Origin of the sequence: Haloferax profundi, assembly GCF_001469865.1 — an archaeon.
In the GTDB taxonomy this organism is placed as follows: domain Archaea; phylum Halobacteriota; class Halobacteria; order Halobacteriales; family Haloferacaceae; genus Haloferax; species Haloferax profundi.
The window spans coordinates 1-642 of the sequence record NZ_LOPV01000460.1; the positions used below are offsets into that span (position 1 = coordinate 1).

The 642-nt window shown below is 52.0% G+C and carries 1 protein-coding gene; it reads left to right on the forward strand.

Annotated features, from left to right (window positions below):
- Positions 1-297 precede the first annotated feature (297 nt).
- Positions 298-642: PKD domain-containing protein (locus AUR66_RS22160; protein WP_197409808.1), on the forward strand; the 345-nt coding region annotated here is incomplete at its 3' end.

The following is a 642-nucleotide window of genomic DNA, read 5'->3' on the forward strand; positions in this document are numbered from 1 at the left end:
TTCACGATTAGGGGATGGGAACGAGGCGTGGAGATTGACTACGATGCTGGTGAGTCACAGATTACAAACTCACGAATTCAGCAAAACGAGTACGGTATCTATATCAACAACGGCCAAGACTCATTCGAGATTTCACGGAGTATCGTACAAAATAACAGCTGGAGAGGTATTTACGCGGAGAGTACATCACAATCGCCTAGTAACGCAACACAAAACTACTGGGGACAGTCAGACGGTCCACTTCCAACCCAGTGCGAAGGCCCGGTCAATTGTGCCGACCCACTTCGCACACCACCGATGATTGCAGCATCGGACTACTCCCAGTCTGGGGGAGACCTCGAGTTCGCATCGAGTCCTCACCATCCTGTGACGAACAGGACGGTGATGTTCCAGAGCAATGTCGTTGGAAAAATCGATGGCACAATTGCTCGCTCTGAATGGGAGTTCGGCGATGGAGCAACTGCATCAGGAGGCCTTGTGGGACACACCTACACTACGAGTGGAGAGTACACCGTTACCCATCGTGTTGTGACCGATACGGGGCGGTTGTACACGACGACTTCGAACATTTCCGTCTCACCACTCGAAAATGCGACCTACGGCATTGTCTCTGTGACCCCACATCTCCGTGGTGAGCCAACA